Below are 1,163 nucleotides of genomic sequence, written 5' to 3'. Positions count from 1 at the left end.
AGAAAGAACTCGATTCATTGCTCACGTTGAATTTTCAGGCATTCAAGAAATGTGATCTTGTGCCTATATGAAGTATAAACTGTCACCGGAATTCCGGAATTCGAGAATTCCAAAGGCAAAAGGCAAGACCTGACACCGTCCTTCTTGATCAGATCGAACTCCCTAGCACCGAGATAATAAAGAAATTACCTGTCTTTTTCGAAGCAGCAAAAAAAGCACGAAAACAAGCTCTGCCACCGTGGCAATCATTGATGCCTTATATTCAAGACTAAGTTCCAATGGAACACCTTGCCTCTTCGCCATGAGGGCAAGTACAGAAAAATACATTACTAGATCAGAAACAACATTAAACAGCAAGTAGATAGTCAATATGGAAATAGATGCCAATTGAACCTGTTTTATATCAGCAAAAATCTTAAGGTTCTCTAAATCATTACCTGGATAAGAACCAATCAGTTTTCGAGCAACAATTGATGGAAAACTCCACAATAAAAACGAAATCGCCATCATCGATAGCGCTGTTACCAAATAAATAAAAGAAACGCCATCTAAAGCCCTAAGATGAGAAGCCATGCTTGCAATAAACTGCAGAGAGTAAATTGCCAAAAATATCGAGAAAAGACGTACAGCAAAGGCAACAATAATTTCTGGATACATAAAATTTTTCAACAATTTCGTTATTGCATAATTTCGCGCACACAATTGCAGCGAGAATCCGTTCCAGGATCAAATCCGCCTGGTTTTGACATCACAGGGCTACCTGGAAATCTTATTTTCGTTTCTGGACGAGGATCCTTGAAGCATTGAGGGTAAAGGTCGGGCTCAGCCCAATCGCACTCCCACTCAACACAAACGATTCTTAGACTACACCCGATGAGACCAAAAGAACAAGGATCCGTCCTAGGGTCCCCGAGATTCTCTAGCTCTACCTCGTATAGGCACAGATTGCGCCCTCTTAACCTAGCTCTGAGTAAGCCTCGTTAACCTGCTGTATTTATTTTATGCTTATCGCTACCGTAAAGCCGCCGTGTACCTTGATGTGCCGATGATCAGTATCGAGTTTACTGAGCAAGACTTGAAAAGAATTATACCCAGCGAATACAGGATTTCGGCTTTTTAATTTCCGATAATCTGAAAGTTTTCAGCCAGCAGCGTTCGTAATC

General features: G+C 41.1%; 1 protein-coding gene. It reads right to left on the bottom strand.

Annotated features, from left to right (window positions below):
• Window positions 1-162 precede the first annotated feature (162 nt).
• Window positions 163-657: a hypothetical protein gene (locus G3446_RS26815; RefSeq protein WP_164456698.1), complete on the bottom strand. Its 495-nt coding sequence runs from the start codon at window positions 655-657 to the stop codon at window positions 163-165.
• Window positions 658-1,163: the final 506 nt, after the last annotated feature.

Origin of the sequence: Thiorhodococcus minor, from assembly GCF_010820565.1 — a bacterium.
GTDB lineage: Bacteria > Pseudomonadota > Gammaproteobacteria > Chromatiales > Chromatiaceae > Thiorhodococcus > Thiorhodococcus minor.
The sequence above is the reverse complement of the archived record's forward strand: the minus strand, read 5'-3'. Positions and strand labels throughout refer to the sequence as shown.

What these genes read in the sequence shown, in the direction of transcription:
- G3446_RS26815 (WP_164456698.1), bottom strand. Translation starts at nt 657, where the DNA reads ATGTATCCAGAAATTATTGTTGCCTTTGCTGTACGTCTTTTCTCGATA.